The following is a 21,182-nucleotide window of genomic DNA, read 5'->3' as shown; positions in this document are numbered from 1 at the left end:
GCGTCTGGAGGTCTGAATTGACGATCTGCGCTGACAGCCCAGTTTCTTGTGCTCAATGCTGACTTTCCGCTGCGATTCCGCCCGCCGCGCTACCGGGTCGAGGCCGATTCACCGGCCCTTGCGGCGGCCGATGCCATGGCTCACAGCTGCCCCGGATCGGCGGTGAAGACGATGGTAAGCCAGCGGTCCGGCCCAGCGCCGCCGATGGACGCGCCGATCTCGGCACGCAGCGCATCGATGGTTTTCACCGGCAGGCTCAGGTCCGGCGGCACCAGGACCGAGATCTCGATGAAGCAGGCGCGCCCGGACTTCGAGACATAGCTGCGAAAGTCCAGGAAACCCTGGCGGCGGATGCACTCCTGCATGACCGCGCGCACATGCGCGTCGACGTCGGTCGGGGCCATCAGCAGGATCTCGCCAAAGGCCTCGCGGGCCTCGCGAAACGGCATCGGCAGCAGCACAAGCGCGACCAGCGCGAGCACCAGCGGATCGACATAGCGGACGTAGTCGACCGCGGCCGTCCCGCGCATGGCGAGCGCGGCCCCAAAGGCGACAAGGAGCGCCGTGGTGATGAGCGCCGAGAGCAGCCAGGCCTTCACGTCGAGCCGAACCAGCCCCGAGTCGATGCGCTCGGCCTGGCCCCGCAGCCACCACCACATGGAGAAGGAGGCGACCACCACCAGGCCCGCATAGACCAGCGCAATGCCAAGATCGGGCTCGTAGCCGCCCTTGAGCAGGCTGTTGACCGCGCTCAAGAAGGCGTAGGCGACCAAGACCATCAACACCGACGCCTTCAGCGCGATGACCAGGGGCTCCAGGTGCCAAAAGCCGTACTGAAAGCGGCGGTGGTCACCCTGGGTTGCAACGAGCTGGGCGACCTTCAAGGTCAGCCAGGTGATGGCGACATCGATGAGCGAGAAGAGGCCATCGAAGAGGATCGCCGGTGAGCGTGCCATGAGGCCAAGCAGGATCCCAAGCCCGGCAATGAGGGCGGTTGCCGCCACCGACAGCCACAGGAGCCGCGCCTCCAGCGCGCTGCGTAAGCGCATGACGCGTTCGATCTTCATGGACGTGCTCGCTCAGGTTCATGATGACGCTAGAAGGCTCCCGCGCGGGTCGCAGCTGCAACACCGAGCGGTAGCTCAAGGGCGGAATTTTGCCCCTTTGGTGCATCGGATGCTGCGCCTTGACGTGCAATTGAGACTCGCGGCTCAGTATTGTCTTCTACCTGCTCACTTCGCGGGCGGCAGGGAACGGATCATAGGTGGATGTTGTACCCCGGACTGCGCCGCGTCGTTCGGCACCAGCCCGAAGCTGCCCTAAAACTTATCGACCCGACCCGAACAAAGGCTTGGCGGCCCAGGGCTTGGTGATCAGAACGGCCATCCAGGGGTGGCCCGAGCTCGTACCAAGCTGCCGGCCCAGCGCCCAGCATGGCTGACGCTGAACCACTCCCTTAGCAGTGATATCAGGACACTCGATGCTCTACCTAGATCTCCCCACACCTGACGAGCTCCACGCGCTGGCCAACTACCGCAACGACCTCGTCGTCTCCATCGCGCTGCCAACCACGCCGGTGAGCCCAGAGACGGACGCCGACCGCATCCAATTGAAAAATCTCGCCAAGGAGGCCCTTGATCAGATGGAGGCCGCTGCGGCCGACAAGCGTCGCATCTGGCCCTTGATCGAAGAGCTCGACGACCTGATCGAGGACGATAGCTTCTGGCGTTATCAGGCCCACGGACTCGTGATCTACGTCTCGCCGGACAATCTGCGCACCTACCGCGTGCCCACCGCGCTGGAGCCCATTGTCAAGGTCTCTGATCGTGTGCATCTGAAGCCCTTGCTGCGCTCCATCAGCTTCTGCCATGCCGCCTACGTGCTGGCCCTGGCTGACGGCGGCGTGCGCCTGGTCGAGGTCTCGGGCGATCTACCGGCGACGACCGTCAAGGTCGAGGGGCTACCCAAGGACGCCGCCTCAGCCGTGGGCCAGTCGACCATCGCGATGCGCTCCTACCGCGGCCGCATCGGCGGTTCCGAGGGCAAGAAGGTGCGGCTGCGCCAGTACGCGCGGCAGGTCGATGCGGCCCTGCGCGGCGTCATCGCCGGTGGCACGACCCCGCTGATCCTGGCCTCGGTGGAGAGCCTCGGCGCCATCTATCGCTCGGTCAACAGCTACCCGCACCTGCTCGAGCGCGGTATCGAGGGCAACCCGGAGCGGCAGTCCGACGCGGAGCTGGCTGCCGCAGCGCGCGATATCATCGACGCGCAGCATCGCGCCCAGCTCAACGACTGGCACGCGCTGTTCAGTCAACGCGGCAACGCGGGCCGAGCCACCAGCGATCTGGTGCAGATCGCACGCGCGGCGACCTTCGGCGCCGTGCAGAGCCTGCTGGTCGACATGGATCATGTCGTCCACGGCACTCTGGATGAGGTCGATGGCAAGGTGGCCTTGGGCGACGGACCAAGCGCGGAGTCCTATGGCGTGATCGACGAGATCGCGCGCCGCGTTCTCCTGTCCGGCGGCGAGGTGCTGAGCGTCCGGCAGGGGGACATTCCTGACAATCAGCCCTTGGCCGCGATACTGCGCTTCGCCGTCTAAGCTTACGGGGCCATATGACCCGTCCTTCCAATGACCATCGCGTCTGCGCGCCGAGACCGGAGACCTGGGGGCTCGGTCTGCTGCTATTCGCGATGCTGGCGCCCTGGGCCGGCAATCCGGCTCAGGCGGCGATTGCAACGACCGCGCTCGCCGACTGCGCCGCGATCCTGTCCGACCAGGCGCGCCTTGCCTGTTATGACCGCCTCAGCGGCGGTCCAGCGGCGCCCATGTCCGTGACCGACAGCCAGCCGGTCTCGGCGCCCCTGTCGGCCGCCGCGGCACCGGATGCCGGAGGGCGGCGAGTGACCGAGCCCCTGCGTGAGCCGTCGCTGATCGACAAGGCCTGGGGATTCGACCCGGACTCGGTGCGCTACGGCATCTCGCTGTATCAGCGTAACTACCTGCTCTTCGCGAACTATACGGACCGCATCAACGAGCACCCCTTTACGCCCATCTTCAATGCGCTGGAGGTCGAGGACCAGGCGCTGGACTCCATCGAGGCCCGCTTCCAGATCAGCTTCAAGTTCCGTATGTGGGCCACCGAGGACCGGCGCTGGGGCGTCTGGGCGGCCTACACCCAGATGAGCCAGTGGCAGGTCTACAACGACGCCATCTCGAGCCCTTTTCGCGACACCAACTACATGCCCGAGCTCATGCTCAGCTACCGGCCGGGCATCCAGTTTGCCGGCTTCGACTGGAATCTGCTGAACATCGGCTACAACCACCAGTCGAACGGTCGCTCCGATCCCATCTCGCGAAGCTGGGACCGGCTCATCGTCAGCTTCGGCATCGAGCGCGGCGACTTCGCCCTCATCCTGCGCCCCTGGATCCGCCTCGACGACGAAGACTCGGACGACGACAACCCCGACATCACCGACTATATGGGCTACGGCGACATCACCGCTTACTTCAAATGGCGCGACCACAGCTTCTCGCTCATGGGTCGCGGCAACCCGAGCACCGGCAAGGGCTCGGCCGAGCTGACCTGGATGACGCCCAAGCTGCTCGGCCCGCTGCGTTTCTACCTGCGCGGCTTTACCGGCTATGGCGACAGCCTGATCGACTACAACTGGCGGCAGAACACCATCGGTGCCGGCATCGCCCTGAACGATTCCTTGTGAACCATCCTTAACCAGAGAGAACGGAGCCTGTCATGAGCGATTTGATTGTCGTTGCCTTTCCCGATGACCAACTGGCCTTCGAGCTGCGCGCGGAACTTGCCAAGTTGCAAAAGTCCTACCTGATCGACCTCGAAGACGTCGTCGTCACCACCAGGGACGAAAAGGGCAAGGTCAAGCTGCATCAGGCCGTCAACCTGACCTCGGCCGGCGCCGTCGGCGGCGGCTTCTGGGGCATGCTGATCGGCATGCTCTTTCTCAATCCGCTGCTGGGCGCGGCGCTCGGTGCTGGTGCCGGCGCCCTGTCGGGGCGGCTGTCGGATATCGGCATCAACGACAGGTTCATGAAGGAGCTGGCCGAAAACTTCAAACCCGGCTGCGCCGCCGTGTTCATCCTGGTACGCAAGGTCACCGCGGACAAGGTGCTCGAGGGCCTGTCCGCCTTCAAGGGCAAGGGCAAGGTCCTGCAGACCTCGCTGGACAAGGATCGCGAAGACACCCTGCGCGCCTTCCTCGAAGAGCAGGGCACCACGGCCTGACCCTTCTTGGCTGACTCCTCGAGTTGGCCGCGTCGACCCCGGCGGCGTCTGATCCAGGGCGCCGTCGTTCTGCTGCTCATTGCAGCGGCCTGGACCCTCCGGGCCGAGCTGCACCCGTCCGAAGAGCGCGCGCTGCGAACGCTGGTCCACGATCAGCTCGATCTCTGGTTCCCGGAGGTCATGCTGGCGCCCGAAGATGGCTTCGGCCTCGCATTGCGCCAACCGACTGCGGATCTGGCTCGAGCGGCGCGAGCACTTCGAGGACGCCCGGCGACGGCGTCTCCTTGGGCTACCCAAAGGCATTCCGACACGCCATGGGTATAATCCGAGGCAATCAAGCTTCAGGAGACGGCAATGAGCGACTCACAACCAAACTTGCGCACCCGCTTCAGCGGTTCGATCAGGCTACTTCCCTTGGTCACGGTGGCGATGATGACGCTCGGCTGCGCCTCAACCGACATGAGCCAGGATGCAAGCCAGGGCGAGACCGAACAGGCTGGGCAGACCGCGCGGTTGGTGCGTCAATTTGACCTGCCATTGCTTGCATCCGGCTCCGCCCCGACCACAGCGGCACGCAACTTCCAGGCCCCCGGCGTGCGCGGCAGCCTCACGCCCAGCGGCGACTGGACCCTGCGCGTCGAGGTCACGCATCCTCGCCTGCGCTGCGCCAGCTACGAGGTCGGGCTACGCTTCGGCACCGGCAATGCCGACTGCTCCGGTGTCAACTGGTCCACGCCGACAGCCTTCACCAGCCCTCGGCCCCAGTGCAACAACGCCAGCCAGGTGCATACCGGCAGCGGCACCCTCGCCTCATCGGCACCCGAAATCGCCACCCTCAACTGCGCGCGCGTGGTCGTGCGCTGCACGGGCGCCTGCGGTTAAACAATCGCTGCTCGACTGTCTGCAGGGCTCGCGGGTATCTTCAGACCGCGCTGGCTCTGCAGGCCGTTCATCGTCGAAGTCTCGATGCCGATCTCGTCACCTTTGAGGATGCGTTCGACAAGTACGCGCTGTTCAGCGACATGCAGTCGAAAGGCGCGGCCTTGGTGGCGCCGGCGTGGCTGCTCGGGCCGGCCATTGCGAGCGCTCGGCATGCGGCTGAAGCCGCAGCAACATGCTCGGCAATTCCGCTCCGCGGCCACGGCGCTGGGTGATGGCCAAGGCGGTTGGTGTCACCGTCATGGCGTCAGGTTTTCGAAGATCTCGTCGAACGGGATCGAGATATCCAGGGACGCGAAGCGACAGTCGTCATCCTCGGCCCGGTAGTCATGCAGCAGCCACTCGACGGCGCCGGTGCGGCGAAAGCTCTCCAGCCGCCGCGCGGGGATATCCACGAGGACGTATTCCTGCAGCGAGGGCAGGGTGCGATAGGCGGCGAACTTGTCGCCGCGGTCGAAGGCGGCGGTGCCCTCGGACAGGACCTCGATGATCAGCGTGGGATGCTCCAGATAGCCCTCTGCCGAATGATCGCGCGGATCGCAGGAGACGGTGACATCTGGGTAGAAGTAGGCCTCCGCAGCGGCGACGCGCAGCTTCATGTCTGAGATATAGGCTTGGCAGGGGCCGCCGCGCAGGCGCTGCTTCAAGCTGGCGTAGAGGTTTCCAGCGACCACGACATGCTCGCGCCGTGCCCCCACCATGGCAAAGACCTCGCCGCGCCAATACTCGTGCTTGTCGGGCTGTTCGGCCTCCCAGGCCAGATAGGCCTCAGGGTCGAATGGCTGTTGCAGCGCGGCTTGTGGCATGTACCCTCTCCGAAACTCAAGTTTCCTGAGAATTTTACACCGGTCGATTCGGCAAGGCTCAGCCACCATGCGTAGCAGCAAGTGGCTTTGCGCTCGCTCAACCGGCTTGGCTGAACGCGTCGTTCAGACCCTGTAATCCCGCATCGACAATCGAAACTGCGTCCGACGGTCGCTCAATCGGCGCCAGACCGTCGAGAGGACGCCCTCAGGCTGGATCCAAGTCGTTCGGGGCTAGTTTGCCTTTGCCTTTCACCCCACGGGTGAGCGCCCGATCCGTGAAGAAATCGGCCAAGCGCCTGACTTGGCACCGCTGGCGTGTGGCGGCTGGACGCAGACTGCTCCATTTAGGCAGAGGATTCAAGGCGCCACGGCGCCCCAGAGCAGCAGGGCGATGAGGAGCAGCATGATGCCGGCGACTTGCCACTGACGGAGTTGCGTGTCCAGCGCCTCGGCGGCGGCGCCGATGGCAGCGGCAAGGCGCGCGGCGGGCGCCCCGAGCACCAGGATGTCGCCGGCAGGCACCCGCGGCAGCCGGTGGCCCCAGCGGCCCAGTGCCAGCGCTGCTGCGACGCCAAGCAACAGCGGCCAGAGCGCCTTCCAGAGGGCGGTCGGGGCCAGTGAGGCGGCCAGCCAGGTCTCAGGGGCACCCAGACCGAGCAATGGCAATAACGTCCAGGGCAGCAGCAGCGCCGCGAGCGCCATGACCCACCAGGGCAGCAGGCGCCAGAACGCCCCATCGCTGACCGCCGGGCGCTCGCTGCGCCAGAGCAGGCGCGCGAAGTGCAGCATCAGGAGCGCGGAGCCGGCGGATGACAGGGCCGCGAGCAGGCCGAGCCCGGCCTCGTCGAACAGCGGCTTGAGGGCGAGCTTGGCCGCGGCGCCGCCGGTCAGCGGAAGGCCGGCGATGCCCAGGCCGAGCAGGGCGGCCATGAGCAGGACCGGCCAGCGGCGGCCGGTGACGGCCTCGGTCATGACCCCGACCCCGAGGAACAGCGCCCCCTTGGCCAGCAGGTGATGGACCGCGTACAGGGTCAGCAGCGACACCGCGGCGGGTTCGGCGCCGCGCAGCGCGAGCCCGGTCGCCGCGGCGATCAGGCCCATCTGGCTGACGGTGGAATAGGCAAGGACGGTCTTCGCGTAGTCCTGAGTGATGCCCATGGCCACGCCATAGAAGGCCGTCGTCAGGCCAAGGATGAGCAGGGCATCACCCCAGATCGGGCCCCCGACGGCTGCGCCGGTCTCCAACGGCAGGAAGCGGATGAGGCCGATGACGCCGGCCTTGACGGCGACGCCGCTGAGGATGGCCGAGGCAGGGAAGGGCGCCGCGGTGTGCGCCAGCGGCATCCAGACATGCACCGGCACCAGCGCCAGCTTGAGCGCGAAGCCGATCAGCAGCAGGGTCATGGTGATCGCGTACCAGGGCGAATCGCCGAGCGCCGCCACCGTGCTGCCGATATCGAGGCTGGTGCCCGGATGCGCGTCCGCGAGCAGCACGAAGGCGAGCAGGAGGGCGATCTCGCCGAGGATGGCGAGCAGCAGATAGAGGCTGGTGGCGCGGCGGGCGAAGGCGGTGTCGGTATGGGCGATGAGCCCGAACACGGCCAGGCTGACCAGGGCATAGGTCAGATAGAAGCTGAGCAGATCGGCGGTCACGAAGACCCCCAGACTGCCGGTCAGCGTCAGCAGCCAGAACAGGGTGAAGCGGCCGCGGTTCGGGGAGTCCCGCAGCATCGGCCCGGCATAGACGCCCGCCGCGGCCCAGAGCAACGCGGCCACGCCCAGCAGCACAGCGCCGGCGCGGTCGGCGACGAGGCCGATGGCAAGTCCCTCCGGGTCCAGCGACAGCCTGACTGCGCCGACCTCGCCGTCAGCGATCAGGCCCACTATCAGCACCGCCGCGGCCAGGGCCGGGAGCGGAATCAGCCCCAGGAATCGCCACATCCGCCGCCGCACCGGACGCAGCAAGCAGGCCAGGGCGGCGAGCAGGGGCGTCGCCAGACCAAGGACCAGCAGCAACTGCAGTTTTACCACCGCTGTGGTCATGGCCAGACTGCTCCGGTGATGGCGGGCTGGGTCAGGGCCTCGACGGCCGCCGTCTCATCGCCCTCACGGCCGATCTTCAGCACCTCGAAGGAGGACAGCGGCAGCAGTCCGAGCAGGAGCGAGACCAGTGCCAGACCCAGCACGATGAGCTCCCGCGAGCGCGCCACTGGCTGCAACGGCCGCGGTGCCGACTCGCCGCCGGAGAAGCCCGCCACGGCCAGCACCCGATAGAGGTAGGTCCCGGTGAGCACGCCGCCACCCAGGATCACGAGCATCCACCACCACTGTCCGGTCTCGAGCCCGGCCCGCAGCAGCAGCCACTTGGCGGCGAAGCCGCCGCTCGGCGGCAGCCCCATGAGCGACAGGCCGGCCAGCGCGAAGGCGGTCAGGGTCACGGGCAGCACCCGCACGAGGCCACCCAGTTCACCGATGCGGTCATGCCCCATGGCGATGGCGATGAGCCCCGCCCCCATGAACATGGAGGCCTTGGCAAAGGCATGGGAGACCAGCTGCAGAACGCCGCCGGTCCAGGCCGGAGGCGTCCCTTCGCCCGTCGCGGCCAGCAGGGTCACCGGACTGAGCACGAGCGGAAAGACCAGGAACAGATAGCCGAGCTGGGCCAGGGTGGAGTAGGCGATGAGCATCTTCAGCCGGGTCTGACGGATGGCCAGGACGCCGCCGAAGAGGATGGCCAGGGCGCCGAGCGCGCCGAGCCCCTGGGCGATCTGCTGCCCATACTGGGGCGGCAGCAGGTCCAGCCAGAGCTTGAAGATCAGATAAAAGGAGCCCTTGACCACCAGCGCCGAGAGCACCGCACTGGCGGCTGCCGGGGCGCCCGCATGGGCCGGCGGCAGCCACAGATGCAGCGGCACCAGCGCGGTCTTCGCCAGCAGGCCCGCGGTCATGAGCACCACCGCCACCAGCGCGGCCGGCTCCGCGGAGCCGCGCACGGCGGCGGCAAGCTGGGCGATGTCGAGGGTGCCGTAGGCGCCGTAGAGCAGGGCCACGCCAAGCAGGTAGAGCACCGAGCCGAGCAGCGCGAACAACAGGTAGCGCAGCGCCGCCTGCAGGTTTTCGGGGCTGCCCTTCAGGCAAACCAGCGGCACCGCCGTGAAGGTCAGCAGCTCGATGGCCACATAGAGGTTGAACAGATCCCGGCCGATGAAGACGGCATTGAGCGCCGCCCAGAGCCCGAGCAGCAGGGTCCAGAAGGCCAGCGACGCCCGCGTCTCGGCAACCCCGGACGGGGTCGCGAAATCCGCGCGGGCATAGAGCCCGACGCCGGTGATCACCAGCGCCGTGGTCAGCAGCAGGGCGGCGGACAGCCCGTCCACGCGCAGCGCCACGCCGAGCGGCGGCGCCCAGCCGCCCATGGCGTACTCCAGTGGCATGCCTTGATGCAGCACCAGCGCGCCGATCGCCAGCGCCACGGCGAGCCCGAGGGGCAGGGTCCAGAGGGCAATGCGCTCCGCCGCCCGACCGCCGAGCGCGAAGCCGAGCAGCATCGCCAGCACCGGCAGCACCAGCAAGGCCACCAGCAGGGCGTCGGACCAGCCGACCAATGCTTGCATCAGGGCCCGCATCAGCATCCACATCAGGCCGGCCCAGTCCATCAGACCCGCGCTCATTGCGGGCCTCCCGCCGAGCCGGGCGCATCCTCGGGCGCGGCCGACCGAGGGGATGCGGGCGCGTCGTCGACGTCCTCCAGCCCGGCGGTCTCCCCCAGTCGCACCAGCAGGCCGACGGCCAGCGCGGTGGCGGCAAAGGCGACCACGAGGCCAGTGATGACCAATGCCTGCGGGATGGGATCGCCAGAGAAGCCGGCGCCCGCGCCGCGCCGGGCGATGACACCGAAGAGCAGAAAGACGCCGCTGCCGAGCAGATTGAAGGCAAGGAGCTTGCGCAGCGCATCGGCGCTGACGATGAGCCCGTAGAGCCCCAGCCCGACCAGCGCCGAGCCCAGGAGCCCGTATAGCGTGATCTGGCTCATGGCTGTCCTTCCGTTCCAGGGCGGGCCTTCGGCGCCCGCACGGCGGTGTCGGCGCTGGGCAGTCCGGCCAGGATCAGCCCCAGCATCACGGCCACCGACAGCATCAGCACCACCTCGATGATGATGATCAAGGGCTTCTCCAGACCTTCGGGATAGGCCAGAAAGTCACCGGCCAGCCAGAGGCCGCCCAGGCCGATGACGAAGAACACCAGCGGGCCGAGCACGGCCAGCACCCGCACCAGCCGCTCCGTCGCGGCAATCGGGCGCGCGAGCCCGGCGACCATGACCAGGGCCCAGAGCGCGGCCAGCAGCGCGCCGGCCTGGAACTTGCCCCCCGGCAGGCTGGCGCCGATCCAGAACAGGTGCAGTGCCACCAGCACGCCGATCGGCAACAGGATCCGCGCCAGCAGCACCAGGGCCGGAGGTGGATGCGGCAGCGGCAGCCAGTCCGGGCGCCGGCTCCAGCCAGCGTCCGGAATCAGCGACCAGAAGGCGATCAGGGCCAGCACCAGCACCACGGTCTCGAACAGGGTGTCGACGGCGCGGAAGGCCATCAGCACCCCGGTGACCGGATTCTCCAGGGCCGTCGCCGGCAGTTCGGCGGCCACCGCTGCCGCCAGCGAGGGCGCGGGCTCCGGCAGCCCCAGCACCACCAGGGCCAGCCCAAGGGCGACCGTTGCCGACAGCGCCGCAGCAATCACATGGAGTATCCAGCGCCGCGGCCGTGCCGGGGCCCCCGGGGATCTCGGCGGCTCCGGCGGTAGCCGGGTGCTCGCGCCCAGCACCAGCAGCCCGATCATGCCACCGCCGATGGCCGCCTCGGTCAGCGCCACATCCGGCGCGCCCAGGCGCACCCAGACCAGGGCCACCAGCAGCCCGTAGATCAGAAAGCCGATCGCCGCGCGCAGTCGATCGGCGGTGAGGATGACCCAGAGCCCGAGCATGAGCACCGTGCCCGACAGAAGCACATCGGTCAGCAGGCCGATGCCGACGCTCATGGCGCGTCCTCCTCGGGCCCGTGCCTGTTCCTGTCGGCTTTCCCATCGACATTCCCGTCGGCGCTCGCATCGGCAGCGCCCAACTCGATGGCCGCGACCAGCTGCCCGGCGATGCTTCCGCCGATAACGACCAGGACCCAGAGCGCGACCAGCTTGAGCGCGGCAAAGGGCCAGGCCACCTGCGGCAGCAGCCCGATCACCACCAGGCCAAGCCCTAGGACGTCCGCCTTGGTTAGGGCGTGCAGGCGCGAGAGCGGATCGGGGAATCGCAGCAGCCCGACCAACCCGGCGAGAAAGAACAGCAGCCCGAGGGAGACAAGAATGACCGTGAACAGGTTTGCCAGCGCGGACATGTCAAACCCCGCGACCTGAACCACGGCGGCGCAGGGGGCGTGCAAAGGCGATGGTGGCAATGCTCGCCAGCAGCGCGATCAGCAGGGCCAGGTCGATCACGCCCGGGCTGTCGGTGCCGACGCCCAACAACAGCAGGGCCGCGATGCCGGCGGTGCCGAGCAATTGCTCGGCCAGCACCCAGTCCACGGCTCGTCGGCTGGAGAGCAGACGCGCCAGCGCGACGACCAGGGTCGCGAGCACGAACAGGGCCGCGCCGGAGAGGAATTGAGACAGGCTCATCGGGGCAGGTCCTCGCGAAACAGGCGCAACAGAAGCTGCTCGTCGCGGGCGAGCCCCTGGGCGACCGGCAGCCGGGTGTCGAGACAGTGATAGATGAGCCGGCCCTGGGCATCGGTGCCGGCCACGATCGCCCCCGGCATCGCGCTGGTCAGGGTCTCGAACAGGGCTCGCCGTTGCGCTGCCCGCAACCGCGTCGGAAAGACGATGCAGCCTGGCCGCAGCGGCAGGCGCGGATGGAAGGCCCGGCGCGCCACGTCGATACCGCCCAGCACCGACTGCGTCAAAAATCGCCCGATCAACGGCAACAGCACGCTGAGACGCCAGGCGCGCGCCCCGGGCGGTAAGGCCCAGAGGCTGACCCAGGTAACGATCGTCGCGGCCATGACCGCCATGACGAGATCGGCGGTGGCCGCGAGGGGATCAAGGGGCAGAGCGCCCAGGTCCGGCGCCGAAAGGATCAGCCAGATGCCAAAGAAAAGGGCCGCTCGTCCCAGTATTGGACGGAGCCTGCGCCCCAGTGCACGTCCGCTCCACGATGACCAGGACCGATCGGCTCCAGGCCGATCGACAGAGTACGCGACGGCGGCCCGGGGGCTTCGCCCTGGATTGGCGGGAGCCGTACCTTCGCCGACAACGAGACGCTCTTGAGGGCTCGTCATCGAATCCATGCGCAGATCACTCCTACCTCAGAGGCTCCTTGACTCTTCTCGACCTTGTAAACCCGATGGTGACGGTGAGCATAGAGGCATCTTCACCAAGTCGCAATACGGGCCTGTACGGAACGGGACCGAATTGCCGACTGAGATACGCATGGCTTAGAAAATGATCAGCCCGGCTCAGTAGGTGAATCCCATAAAGGAGACGCTGATTTATTGGCCTCCTGGCCAAAAATCAGCACGCGATTCGAAAACGCGGTTTCCGCATCGCTTCATTTTCAGCGGCGTGCGCCGCTAAAAACGGCGGGGCCTCCTGCCCCGCACGGGAAATGCCGAATAAATCAGCATTTCCTAAAAGACTCTCCCTAGAGCCGAACCCCTGAGGCGCCCGCTCCCCGCATCAGCCCACTGACCAGACTCGAAGCCCTGCGCCTCCCGTAGACCCCAAGCCCACGAAACGCCGGGAGTACATCGCGATGCAACCGAATTATCGGCAATGACAGTCACCCTTTCTCAGCATGGCGGCACTCTCCGAGTGCCCAATCGGGCCAAGCGTAAAGATCATTAAACTGCTCTATTTTTAGCATTATCGAATTGCTCAGCCAGCCTCCAGCAGCGCGGATTCCACGAGCGGACCGGGGCAGTGCCCAGCGACCTTGCCATGGAGGTCAAGGAGGGCGGTCTTGAGTGCACCCTCGATGACGGGATGGTAGAACGGCATACGCAGCAATTCTCCGACAGTGGCACCGCGCTCGATGCTCCAGGCGAGGAGATGGGCGAGATGTTCTCCACGGGGGCCGATCATCTCGCACCCCAGCAGCCGCCCGCTGTCGCGCTCGCCGTAGACGCGAATGAGGCCGCGGTTCTGCCCCATGACCCGGGCACGACCGACGGCGGCGAAGCGGGCCTCGCCCACGGCCGACCGTCCCCTATCGATCTCGTTGAAGCGGGCACCGACCGCGATGATGTTCGGGTCGCAAAAATTGATGTAGAGCGGTGTCTTGCGTTGGAAGCGCTGCGGCGGCTCATCGACATGGGCCGCATTGTAGCCGGCGATTCGGCCTTCATCGCCGGCCTCATGCAGGACCTGACGCTCGCCGGTGACATCGCCAGCCAGGAAGACGGGCAGATCACCCACCTGCATGCTATGGGGATCGAAGGGCGGCACGCCACGGGCGTTCAGCGGCAGCCCCAGGGCCTCCAGCCCCAGGCCCTCGACCATGGGCAGGCGACCGATGCTGCAGAGCACCTTGTCCACCACGACACTGTGTCCGCCGGCAGTGACACGCAGCGCCTGGCCGTCGGGCTCGATCTCCGCCGGAGCGCCGAGGTGCAGCACAAATTCCCGCCGCATCAGCTCGATAGCGCAGGCATTGACCTCGGGATCAGCGATGCCCGAGACCTGCTCGATCTGGTCGAAGCCCGTGATCTCGACGCCCATCCGCGCCAGGCTCTGGCCAAGCTCCAGACCGATGGTGCCCAGTCCGATGATCGCCATGCGCCCAGGCAGGTCTGGGAGCTCGAAGACCTGGTCGGTGCTGATGACCTGGTCGCCAAACTGCCGCCAATGGGCCGGAATCAAGGGCGTCGAGCCGGTCGCGATGACCAGGGCACGCGCGCGAAAGCGCTGTCCACCCGCCTCGATCAAGGTCGGCTCGAGCAGCCGGGCAGGCTCCTGGATGAAAACATCCGGCGGAAGGTTGGCGGTACTGCGGCTGATCACGCCTGAGACGAAGCCGTCGCGCAGCCCCTGCATATGCGCCAAGGCCTCCGGGATATCCAGGCTCAGCGCGTCATGGCCATCGATGCCAAACTGCCCGAAATGGGTGCGCCGGTAGTACTCCTCGGCGATCTGGATCATGACCTTCGAGGGCATGCAGCCGATTCGAGCGCAAGTCGTCCCGGGCTGCCCGCCATTGATCAGCACGAAGGATCTCCCCGCGGCACGGACCTGCGCCAGGGCGCCAAGCCCGGCGCTGCCCGAGCCAATGATCGCGACATCGACAAGGCGTTCTTGCATGTGTCAACTCCAGGCACATCGATATACGGAATCTGGTATGGACTGAAACAGGGGCCTCGCGGGCGACGTAAAGAACGCGCCTCATGCCCGCATCCGCGCGGTCTGATCCGAAGGTTGCCCGCCGAAGGTCGAAACGACCGATGGCGGCTCGTCTCGGCTCGGCCCGGCAGTGGAACGCCCCGCGCGATGCCTCAGCCAGGACGCGAACTGCGGCGCCGACAGTGGCTTGGCATAGAGATAGCCCTGCGCCATGTCGCAGCCCATGCGCCTCAATTGCGCCGCCTGCCGCGAGGTCTCTACGCCCTCGGACAGGGTCTGCAGGCCCAGACCACGGGCAATCTGGATCACGCCCTGCACGATGGCCCTGTCTTGCTCGTCATGGAGGATGTCGGCGATGAAGGAGCGGTCGATCTTGAGCCGGTTCACCTGGAAGCGCTTCAGATAGGCCAGGCTCGAATAGCCGGTGCCAAAGTCGTCGATGGCCAACTGGATACCGCGCGCCTTCCAGCCCATGAGCATCTCCGAGATGCTCTCGACCTCTTGCATGAACAGGGACTCGGTCAGCTCCAGCTCGAGACAGCGCGGGTCGAGGCCGCTGGCGTCGAGGGCCGCGGCAACGTCCTGCTCGATGTCTGCCTGTCGGAACTGCGCCGCCGAGAGGTTGACGGCCACACTCAGATGAGGCCAGCCGGAGGCATGCCAGATGGCCGCCTGACGACAGGCCTCCTGCAGCACCCAACGGCCAATGGATGCGATCAGACCGCTTTCCTCCGCCACCTGGATGAAGTCGTCGGGCGGAACCAGCCGCTGGCCGTCACGGCGCCAGCGCAGTAAGGCCTCGGCGCCGACGACCCGCCCACTGAGCAGATCGATTTGTGGCTGGTAGTACAACTCGAATTCTGCCTGCTCAAGACCAACGCGCAAGGCGTCGCGCGTCTCGACAAACCGCCGCAGGGCCAGATTCATCTGCGGCTCGAAAAACCGGTAACTGTGCTGCGAGGCGCTCTTGGCTTCGGCAAGCGCGGTGTTGGCGTGGCGCATCAAGACGCCGGCGTCAACGCCATCCTGGGGATAGATGGCCACACCGATACTCAGCGAGGCATGAAGCTGCCGGCCGTCGATCTCGAAGGGATCGGCAACGCGCTCGAGCAGATCTGCGCAGATCGTGGCAACCTGGCCCATGACCTGCTCTGGAATCAGCTCCCCCAGCACCAGCATGAACTCGTCGCCCCCCAGCCGACACAGCGTATCGGCCTGACCGAGCCGCATGTTCAGGCGTTCGGCAAGCTGCTTCAGGAGCGCGTCGCTGAGGGCATGGCCATAGGTGTCGTTGAAGTACTTGAACTTGTCCAGATCCAGGTGGAGTACGGCCAGTGCGGTGCGGTGACGGTCCGCAAGACCGATAGCCTGCAGCAGTCGGTCCTGCCCGAGCACCCGGTTTGGCACGCCAGTGAGTGGATCGTGATAGGCCAGAAAGTCGATCCGTGCCTGAGCCTGCGCCTGGCGGATCTGCTGCAACCGCGCCTCCATGCGTTTGCGCTCGGTGATATCGACCAAGACCGTGAGTAGGTACTCCTGTCCTTGGATGCTGATGCGCTCGCCGGAGAAGAGACACTGGAGGATGGCGCCATCTTTGCGCCGCACCTGCAATTCGACGTCCCTGCAGCACTCGCCAAGCTCTAGCAAGGTCTCTAGGTGGTGCTGCTTTGGTGCATCCGGAAAGAGATCGAGCGCGTCGCCGGGCTTGCCGATCACCTCGGCCCGCGTGAATCCGAGCGTGGTCAGAAAGGCGTCGTTGACGTCGTACAGGCACCGATCCGGCAGCGCGGTCAGGGCCATTATGGACGGGTTACGGCGAAACAGGGCCTCGAAACGCTGCTGTGCCTCCCGCTCCGCGCTGAGGTCACGGCTCAGACCGTAGATGCAGTCGACGCCGCCCCAACGGCCCCGCCAGACGCGGGTCTCAACGGGCACCAGGGTACCCGCCTTGGTCGCGAAGGGCAGCGGGCAGGACTCCCGCTCATCGCGAAACATGGCGGCGAAGAACTCGGCCGCCTTCCGACGCATGCCTTCGGGGTGAACATCGAGTACATGCATGCGCGAGAGGTCCTCCGCGCTAAAGCCGAGCTTGCGCTGGATGGCCGCGTTTGAGAACAAGACTCGACCATCCGGCGTGGCCACCAGCAGCAGGTCGTCTATGCTCTGGAAAAACCGCAGGATGTCCCGCGCGGTCTCGACCGGCCCCTGTGCCTTGTCTTCTAGCTTGCTGATCGATGCCTCCGGAGTCCGTCTCGATGCGGCTGGGGGCGCGGAAGATCCAGATCGATCGCCATTGCGGGTGGGTCTGGGGTTGTTCCTGACCGACCCGCCCAACCTCCAAACAGGTGTTCGGAAGGTGCGCCCTGTACCAACTCCCTTATGATCCAAGAGCTGCACCGACCAAAGTGAGCTTGAAACATGAAATACTGGGCGCTCAGCAAGGACTCGACGCCCTCGGTCGGTTCCGGCACCTGATGATCCGGTACGCTTGCGATGAACGATGTATTCGGTCGAACGAAGCGATGACTCTTGACCTGATCCTTGTCCTGCTCCTGCTCGGCACCGCGGTGCTGATGTTCGCCATCAACAGGCCGCCGGCCGACGCCGTGGCCATGCTGATGATGCTTGCCCTGCCATTCACGGGCGTCATCAGCGTGCAGGAGTCGCTCGTCGGCTTCAGCAATCCCAACATCATCCTGATCGCGGCCATGTTCGTCATCGGCGATGCCCTGGCGCGCACGGGCGTCGCGCGCAGCATCGGCGACTGGATCACGCGACACGCCGGCAACAGCCGCTGGCGGCTCCTGGTGATGCTGATGCTTGCGGTCGGACTGCTGGGCTCCACCATGAGCACCACCGGGGTCGTCGCAATCTTCATTCCCATCGTGCTGCGCATCGCCAGCCAGCAGGGGCTCGCCCCAGGCCAGCTCATGATGCCCATGGCCTACGCGGCGCTCATCAGCGGCATGATGACCCTGGTCGCGACCTCCTCCAATCTCGTCGTCAACTACGAGCTGACGCGCACGGGCGCGGACGGCTTTCACTTCTTTTCGTTCACCGCCTTCGGCCTTCCCATCCTGCTCGTCGCGACCCTCTACATGCTGCTTGCCCAGCGCTGGCTGCGCCCAGCCGACAGCACATCCGCCCGTCGACGCCATCGGCCGAACCTCATGCAATGGGTGGAGCGCTACCGGCTCGCCGAGCGCGAGTACCGGGTCCGCGTGCGCCCCGACTCGCCCTTGCTCGGCAAGACCTTGCGCGAGCTGGATCTGACCCGGACCACCGGCATTCGCATCATCCTCATCGAGCGCGGCGTCGGACGGTCGCGCCAGCTACTGCGGCGTCGACCGAAACGGATGCTTCAGGCCGGCGACGTGCTACTCATCGACGTCGACCTCGAGCGCACGCAGCTCGATCTCGACGAGATGGGCCGGCGCTATGGCGTCGACATCCTGCCCCAGACCGGACGGTATTTCGTCGACAAGTCCCAGGCCGTGGGCATGCTGGAGGTGATGATCCCGGAGTCCTCGCGCTTCATCGGCAAGACCGTCGCGGAGGCCGAGCAGCTCACGGGCTACGAGCTGACGGTGGTCGGCATGCGGCGCGCGAGCGAGGCGCTGGAGCCCCACGGACTGCGCGAGCAACGGATTCAGGTTGGCGATACCGTCCTGCTGGCCGGCCCCTGGAAGACGATCCGTCGGCTGCAGGGCGAGACCGGTGATCTCATCGTGCTGAATCTGCCACGGGAGCTCGACGAGTATCTGCCCGGCGCCAAGCGCGCACCCTATGCGGTTCTCACGCTGCTGCTGGTGGTCGTGCTCATGGCCACGGGCGTGGTGGCCAACGTGCAGGCCGCCCTCATCGGCTGCGTGCTCATGGTGTTCTTCCGCTGCATCAGCCTGGAAAAGGCCTACAAGTCCATCCAGCTCAAGACGCTCGTCCTGATCGTGGGCATGATGCCCTTTGCATTGGCCCTGGAGCGCACCGGCGGCGTTACCATGGCCGCCGACGCCCTGACCTACGCCGTTGGCGATGCCGGCCCCTATGCTGTCATGGCCCTGTTGTTCGCCATCACCGTCGTGCTTGGCCTGTTCATCGTCAACACCGCCAATGCGCTTCTGCTGGCCCCTGTCGGGCTCGCCGTCGCCGAGGCCCTGGGCGCCTCGCCCTACCCTTTCGCCATGATCATTGCGCTCGCCGCCTCCACGGGCTTTATGACGCCTATCTCACCCGTCAACACCATGGTCGCAACCGCGGGCAACTATCGCTTCGTCGACTTCATCCGCATCGGTCTGCCCCTGACGCTGCTGACCATGGCCATCAGCGTACTCATGGTGCCCTGGCTGCTGCCGCTGTACTGACCGGTCCCCGAGGCCGTGGCGAGACACCGCTGGCGACGCAAGAACGCCCGAATGGCTAGAGGCTCAGCGCGCAATCGCGTAGTCGGCCTCCGCCTCCTCCAGGGCCTCTGCGGTGATTCGCTTCAACGCTCCCGAGCGCCGCAGCCCGTCGAGTGCCTGTTGCCAGACACGGATGCGCGCGTCATCGGTCTTGAGATTGAAGGCGATCGCGAGCGGCTGTGAATAGGCCAGCACGCCGGTGTTGACCAACTGATCGGGCATGCCGGCTTGGAACTCCTGGAAGCGCTGGGTCAAGGGGCTCATCACGCCAAGGTCGGCCCGCTTGTAGAGCAGCAGTCTGGCCGGGCTGGAGATGGTGTCGAGCTGCGACAGATTCGTGAAGCCCATGGCCGAGAGCCGGATGTAATCCGAGTTGGTGCTGATGCTGGCGGCGATCATCGGTACCTGCTTGGCGTCCTCGATCGAGCGGATACCCGTCGGTGCATCGCGGTTCTCGAAGAAGTAGTACTCGGTCTCCATGAGCGGAGAGACCCACTTGAACAGGGCCTCTCGCTCCTCGAGCCTCACGGCCGAAAACAGCGCAGTGCCCGGCGTATGCAGTGTCAGCGCATAGGCGCGATTCCAGGGCAGGATGCGGATGGACGAGTCGTCGCCGATCTCCTGCTGGATCGCACGCACGATGGCCACGCTGATGCCCTTGACCTCGCCGTCCTTCTCGTAATTGAAGGGTGGCCAGTCTTCGGTCATGAGTTGCAGGGGACCGGCCAGCACCGGCGCCCAGACCAACAGGCAACAGATGGCCGCGAGACGGCGCGCTCGGGCCAGGATGGCACGATGTAAAGACAGGGTCGTCGAGGTCATGCTGATGCGGAATCTCCGGATGGACGCGTCTTCGCCTGGGTGCCGTGCGGCGAGCCCTGGTGATTGTCGCGCGGATCGCCATGTCGGCCAACCGGGCAGCAATTCCAGATTTGCCGCCTTGTCGCGGCTCGATTGACCACAGGGTCGCAGAGAACGCAACGCCCACGCAGAGAAGCGTGTGAAAACCCTGGCTGACCTCTTGCGGTTTGAATTTGGCATTGCCCCCCCCTGGAGGCTTGTTCGCGATGGAGGCGCGGACTACCCTCTGCTGACGCGACGAACGGTATGCTTCACGGAATGTCTCCGTCTAGCCCCCCAGATGAGGATGTCAGGCGATGAGAGCGACAACGAAACGACTGGTCTGGATCCTGGCCCTGATCCTTTTCCTGGTTGCGGTTTTTGCTGGCTATGCCTTCTTCATCTCGACCAACAAGGCCCTGAGCCGTGCCGAGGCGTTCGAGTTCAGGCGCATGCAGGTCGCGCGCGTGGGGCAGGACGATATCTATCGCTTCTTTTTCATCAGCAACCGGGTTGCCGAGGCCGGCTCCGGACCCCTGGACGCGCGCCTCGGCAATCAGCGCTCCGCGGAGCTGCACTTCGGCTCCTTCGACACCGAGATCGAACCGACCCTGGGCCTCGGCATGTGGCTCGACGCGAACAGCTGGTTTCTGGACGAAGAGATCCGCATCAGCAACCTGACCCAGCTCGACCGCACCGCCTTCGTGCAGCAGATGCGCGGCATGGTCTCGACATCGCCGCATCGCGGGCTGCTCTTGATCGTGCATGGGCTGCGCACCGACTTCGACTATGCCATGCGCGGCACCGCCTTCCTTGCCCATATCCTGGATATCAATGCGCCAGTGATGGTGTTCGACTGGCCAAGCAATCAGGGCGATACGCTGCGAGGCTATCGCGAGGCCCGGCGGGTCGCGACCGCGTCCGGTGCCGAGCTGGCCGCCACCTTGCGACTGTTGATCGACGAAGTGCGACCAGAGCGCCTGTGGGTCCTGGCCAACAGCCTCGGTGCGCAGGTGGTTGTGGATGCCATGGACGTGCTTGCGGCGGACCCGGCGTTGGCCGATGCCGAGCGCGAGATCACCGATGTCGTGCTCACCGCCCCGGATGTCGGCTACGAGCATTTCAATACCCGTTTCAAGGCGCAGCTCAAGGCCCTGGTGGAGGACACCACCATCTACGTCTCCTCCAACGACCGTGCCCTGCTCCTGAGCCGCGTGGTCAACATGCAGCGCCGTCTCGGACAGAGCACCCTCGACAAGGCCGATGCGGAGCTGGTCGAAGAGGTGGAGCAGCTGTTGCAGCTGGTTGACAGCGACGACAGCGGCCGGGTGCAGCTGGTCGACGTCACGCCGGTGAATCGAACGCGCAACTTCCACAACTTCAGCCTGGAGATCCCGGAGTATTTCGACGACATCTTCTTGCGCCTGACCAACAGCGGCGTCCCGAGCAACCGGGAGCGTTACGAGCTGCGCACCCCGGACGGCAAGCACTACTCGGTGCTGACCCGCGGCCGTTAGCCAGCGGCTTCAAATTCAAACCGCAGCGGCGCTACCAAAAAT

Annotated in this window: 18 protein-coding genes; 6 read left to right on the top strand and 12 right to left on the bottom strand. The window is 66.1% G+C overall.

From position 1 onward, the window contains the following. Positions 1 to 140 precede the first annotated feature (140 nt). A complete protein-coding gene (locus F2Q65_RS04860) occupies positions 141 to 1,067 on the bottom strand; it encodes a cation diffusion facilitator family transporter (protein WP_150090985.1) in 927 nt (308 codons plus the stop codon). Between the two features lie 413 nt (positions 1,068 to 1,480). On the opposite strand from F2Q65_RS04860, the gene F2Q65_RS04855 reads away from it, so the two are divergent. The 4 genes from F2Q65_RS04855 to F2Q65_RS04840 all read left to right on the top strand — a co-directional run bounded on the left by F2Q65_RS04855 (position 1,481) and on the right by F2Q65_RS04840 (position 5,141). After that, entirely contained in the window at positions 1,481 to 2,602 is a 1,122-nt protein-coding gene (locus F2Q65_RS04855) for a baeRF11 domain-containing protein (RefSeq protein ID WP_150090983.1), read from the top strand. A 14-nt stretch (positions 2,603 to 2,616) separates the two neighbouring features. After that, positions 2,617 to 3,723, top strand: coding sequence for a phospholipase A (locus F2Q65_RS04850; protein WP_246155976.1), 1,107 nt, complete (start codon positions 2,617 to 2,619; stop codon positions 3,721 to 3,723). A gap of 32 nt (positions 3,724 to 3,755) precedes the next feature. After that, positions 3,756 to 4,259, top strand: a complete 504-nt coding sequence (locus F2Q65_RS04845; RefSeq protein ID WP_150090981.1) for a DUF1269 domain-containing protein — start codon at positions 3,756 to 3,758, stop codon at positions 4,257 to 4,259. 354 nt (positions 4,260 to 4,613) lie between these two features. Continuing rightward, the gene (locus tag F2Q65_RS04840) at positions 4,614 to 5,141 is read left to right on the top strand and encodes a hypothetical protein (RefSeq protein WP_150090979.1); all 528 of its coding nucleotides are present in this window, start codon (positions 4,614 to 4,616) and stop codon (positions 5,139 to 5,141) included. A 296-nt stretch (positions 5,142 to 5,437) separates the two neighbouring features. On the opposite strand, the gene F2Q65_RS04835 is transcribed toward F2Q65_RS04840, so the two are convergent. From F2Q65_RS04835 to F2Q65_RS04790, 10 genes are all read right to left on the bottom strand, one after another. Further along, positions 5,438 to 6,004 (bottom strand): Uma2 family endonuclease, encoded by a 567-nt coding sequence (locus tag F2Q65_RS04835; protein ID WP_150090977.1) that lies wholly within the window; start codon positions 6,002 to 6,004, stop codon positions 5,438 to 5,440. 357 nt (positions 6,005 to 6,361) lie between these two features. Beyond that, positions 6,362 to 8,047 (bottom strand): complex I subunit 5 family protein, encoded by a 1,686-nt coding sequence (locus F2Q65_RS04830; RefSeq protein WP_150090975.1) that lies wholly within the window; start codon positions 8,045 to 8,047, stop codon positions 6,362 to 6,364. After that, positions 8,044 to 9,675, bottom strand: a complete 1,632-nt coding sequence (locus F2Q65_RS04825; RefSeq protein WP_246155975.1) for a complex I subunit 5 family protein — start codon at positions 9,673 to 9,675, stop codon at positions 8,044 to 8,046. Before F2Q65_RS04825 ends, F2Q65_RS04830 begins: the two co-directional genes overlap by 4 nt. Then, entirely contained in the window at positions 9,672 to 10,037 is a 366-nt protein-coding gene (locus F2Q65_RS04820; RefSeq protein ID WP_150090973.1) for an NADH-quinone oxidoreductase subunit K, read from the bottom strand. The genes F2Q65_RS04825 and F2Q65_RS04820 overlap by 4 nt, the downstream gene beginning before the upstream one ends. Further along, positions 10,034 to 11,035 carry a hydrogenase subunit MbhD domain-containing protein gene (locus F2Q65_RS04815; protein WP_150090971.1) on the bottom strand — a complete coding sequence of 334 codons (1,002 nt, stop codon included), beginning with the start codon at positions 11,033 to 11,035 and terminating at the stop codon, positions 10,034 to 10,036. The genes F2Q65_RS04820 and F2Q65_RS04815 overlap by 4 nt, the downstream gene beginning before the upstream one ends. Next, on the bottom strand, positions 11,032 to 11,388 hold the full coding sequence (locus F2Q65_RS04810; RefSeq protein WP_150090969.1) for a cation:proton antiporter: 357 nt from the start codon (positions 11,386 to 11,388) through the stop codon (positions 11,032 to 11,034). Before F2Q65_RS04810 ends, F2Q65_RS04815 begins: the two co-directional genes overlap by 4 nt. A gap of 1 nt (position 11,389) precedes the next feature. After that, the gene (locus tag F2Q65_RS04805; RefSeq protein WP_150090967.1) at positions 11,390 to 11,668 is read right to left on the bottom strand and encodes an MrpF/PhaF family protein; all 279 of its coding nucleotides are present in this window, start codon (positions 11,666 to 11,668) and stop codon (positions 11,390 to 11,392) included. Next, complete coding sequence (locus F2Q65_RS04800; RefSeq protein WP_246155980.1) at positions 11,665 to 12,327, bottom strand: Na+/H+ antiporter subunit E; 663 nt, start codon at positions 12,325 to 12,327, stop codon at positions 11,665 to 11,667. The genes F2Q65_RS04805 and F2Q65_RS04800 overlap by 4 nt, the downstream gene beginning before the upstream one ends. A gap of 595 nt (positions 12,328 to 12,922) precedes the next feature. Next, a complete protein-coding gene (locus F2Q65_RS04795) occupies positions 12,923 to 14,344 on the bottom strand; it encodes a dihydrolipoyl dehydrogenase (RefSeq protein WP_150090963.1) in 1,422 nt (473 codons plus the stop codon). Positions 14,345 to 14,425: 81 nt separating this feature from the next. Then, complete coding sequence (locus tag F2Q65_RS04790) at positions 14,426 to 16,780, bottom strand: putative bifunctional diguanylate cyclase/phosphodiesterase (RefSeq protein WP_281290991.1); 2,355 nt, start codon at positions 16,778 to 16,780, stop codon at positions 14,426 to 14,428. A gap of 125 nt (positions 16,781 to 16,905) precedes the next feature. Between F2Q65_RS04790 and F2Q65_RS04785 the strand changes: the two genes are divergently transcribed. Then, a complete protein-coding gene (locus F2Q65_RS04785; RefSeq protein ID WP_150090959.1) occupies positions 16,906 to 18,744 on the top strand; it encodes an SLC13 family permease in 1,839 nt (612 codons plus the stop codon). A gap of 63 nt (positions 18,745 to 18,807) precedes the next feature. On the opposite strand, the gene F2Q65_RS04780 is transcribed toward F2Q65_RS04785, so the two are convergent. Then, positions 18,808 to 19,605 carry a substrate-binding periplasmic protein gene (locus tag F2Q65_RS04780; protein WP_170265527.1) on the bottom strand — a complete coding sequence of 266 codons (798 nt, stop codon included), beginning with the start codon at positions 19,603 to 19,605 and terminating at the stop codon, positions 18,808 to 18,810. Between the two features lie 335 nt (positions 19,606 to 19,940). Here F2Q65_RS04780 and F2Q65_RS04775 point away from each other — a divergent pair, with 335 nt between their 5' ends. After that, complete coding sequence (locus F2Q65_RS04775; protein ID WP_150090955.1) at positions 19,941 to 21,140, top strand: alpha/beta hydrolase; 1,200 nt, start codon at positions 19,941 to 19,943, stop codon at positions 21,138 to 21,140. The last annotated feature ends 42 nt before the right edge of the window (positions 21,141 to 21,182 follow it).

It is taken from the genome of Thiohalocapsa marina (assembly GCF_008632335.1).
In the GTDB taxonomy this organism is placed as follows: Bacteria; Pseudomonadota; Gammaproteobacteria; order Chromatiales; family Chromatiaceae; genus Thiohalocapsa; species Thiohalocapsa marina.
The sequence above is the reverse complement of the archived record's forward strand: the minus strand, read 5'-3'. Positions and strand labels throughout refer to the sequence as shown.

Bases quoted from the DNA above. Each gene is read 5' to 3' on its own strand.
- F2Q65_RS04860 (WP_150090985.1), bottom strand. From the start codon at position 1,067: ATGAAGATCGAACGCGTCATGCGCTTACGCAGCGCGCTGGAGGCGCGG.
- F2Q65_RS04855 (WP_150090983.1), top strand. From the start codon at position 1,481: ATGCTCTACCTAGATCTCCCCACACCTGACGAGCTCCACGCGCTGGCC.
- F2Q65_RS04850 (WP_246155976.1), top strand. From the start codon at position 2,617: ATGACCCGTCCTTCCAATGACCATCGCGTCTGCGCGCCGAGACCGGAG.
- F2Q65_RS04845 (WP_150090981.1), top strand. From the start codon at position 3,756: ATGAGCGATTTGATTGTCGTTGCCTTTCCCGATGACCAACTGGCCTTC.
- F2Q65_RS04840 (WP_150090979.1), top strand. From the start codon at position 4,614: ATGAGCGACTCACAACCAAACTTGCGCACCCGCTTCAGCGGTTCGATC.
- F2Q65_RS04835 (WP_150090977.1), bottom strand. From the start codon at position 6,004: ATGCCACAAGCCGCGCTGCAACAGCCATTCGACCCTGAGGCCTATCTG.
- F2Q65_RS04830 (WP_150090975.1), bottom strand. From the start codon at position 8,047: ATGACCACAGCGGTGGTAAAACTGCAGTTGCTGCTGGTCCTTGGTCTG.
- F2Q65_RS04825 (WP_246155975.1), bottom strand. From the start codon at position 9,675: ATGAGCGCGGGTCTGATGGACTGGGCCGGCCTGATGTGGATGCTGATG.
- F2Q65_RS04820 (WP_150090973.1), bottom strand. From the start codon at position 10,037: ATGAGCCAGATCACGCTATACGGGCTCCTGGGCTCGGCGCTGGTCGGG.
- F2Q65_RS04815 (WP_150090971.1), bottom strand. From the start codon at position 11,035: ATGAGCGTCGGCATCGGCCTGCTGACCGATGTGCTTCTGTCGGGCACG.
- F2Q65_RS04810 (WP_150090969.1), bottom strand. From the start codon at position 11,388: ATGTCCGCGCTGGCAAACCTGTTCACGGTCATTCTTGTCTCCCTCGGG.
- F2Q65_RS04805 (WP_150090967.1), bottom strand. From the start codon at position 11,668: ATGAGCCTGTCTCAATTCCTCTCCGGCGCGGCCCTGTTCGTGCTCGCG.
- F2Q65_RS04800 (WP_246155980.1), bottom strand. From the start codon at position 12,327: ATGACGAGCCCTCAAGAGCGTCTCGTTGTCGGCGAAGGTACGGCTCCC.
- F2Q65_RS04795 (WP_150090963.1), bottom strand. From the start codon at position 14,344: ATGCAAGAACGCCTTGTCGATGTCGCGATCATTGGCTCGGGCAGCGCC.
- F2Q65_RS04785 (WP_150090959.1), top strand. From the start codon at position 16,906: ATGACTCTTGACCTGATCCTTGTCCTGCTCCTGCTCGGCACCGCGGTG.
- F2Q65_RS04780 (WP_170265527.1), bottom strand. From the start codon at position 19,605: ATGACCTCGACGACCCTGTCTTTACATCGTGCCATCCTGGCCCGAGCG.
- F2Q65_RS04775 (WP_150090955.1), top strand. From the start codon at position 19,941: ATGAGAGCGACAACGAAACGACTGGTCTGGATCCTGGCCCTGATCCTT.